At 60.3% G+C, this 873-nt stretch carries 1 protein-coding gene; it reads left to right on the top strand.

Translation table 11 applies throughout. From position 1 onward, the window contains the following. Positions 1-4: 4 nt before the first annotated feature. Positions 5-873, top strand: an 869-nt coding sequence (locus A3728_RS18720) for an IS110 family transposase (protein WP_067927361.1), incomplete at its 3' end; no start/stop codon positions are given.

Raw genomic sequence — 873 nt, 5'->3', positions numbered from 1 at the left:
GACCTTGTTGGTCGCCATCGACATTTCCAAGCACCGCCACGAGGTGCTGATTGGCGTACCTGGCAAGAAGCGCCGCCGTCGATTGACGATCACGAACACGCTCGACGACTTTCGGCGCTTGGCCGCCATTCTTATGGACTACGGTCTGCCCGTGAGGATCGGCTTCGAGGCAACCGGCAACTACCATCGGCCATTGGCGCATCATCTCGGCCAGGCCGGGTTCGATCTGAAGCTCGTGTCCTCTGTGGGTTTGGCCCGGACGCGCGAAGCTCTGCACAACAGCTGGGACAAGAACGATCCGAAGGACGCCCAGGTGATCCTGCACATGCTGGAGATCGGCGCGGTGCAATTCTTCCACGATCCGCTGGTCACTGGCACTGCCGACATCCAGGAACTGTCGAAGACGCACGAGATCGTCTCGCGCTCGAAGACCGAGCTGTGGCACCGTATCCTGACCCACTATCTGCCGCTCTACTTTCCCGAGGCCGAGCGCTTTCACCGCAGTTCGCGTACCGACTGGTTCCTGGCATTCCTCGAGAAGTATCCATCGCCACACATGATCACGGCCATGAGCCGTGAGGCCTTCGTTGCCGATGCGTGGCAGGTGGTCGGCCGGAAGGTCTCAAAAGAACGCTTACTCTCAGATATTTACGCAACAGCGGTTGGTTCAGTGGGGTTACCCGTTCACCCGGAATCCGACGCCGTTCGTATGTTCCGCCTTGTGCTGGCCGAAGGCCGAAGCCTGGTTCGCCAGCGCAATGAGATCGAGGCCCGTGCCGTCGAGCTTCTGTCCGATCATCCCGATTACCAGCTTCTGACAACCATCCCCGGCATCGGCCCGATCAACGCCTTGACCATCCTGGCCGAAGCTGG

Origin of the sequence: Sulfitobacter sp. HI0040, assembly GCF_001634885.1 — a bacterium.
Taxonomy (GTDB): domain Bacteria; phylum Pseudomonadota; class Alphaproteobacteria; order Rhodobacterales; family Rhodobacteraceae; genus Sulfitobacter.
The sequence above is the reverse complement of the archived record's forward strand: the minus strand, read 5'-3'. Positions and strand labels throughout refer to the sequence as shown.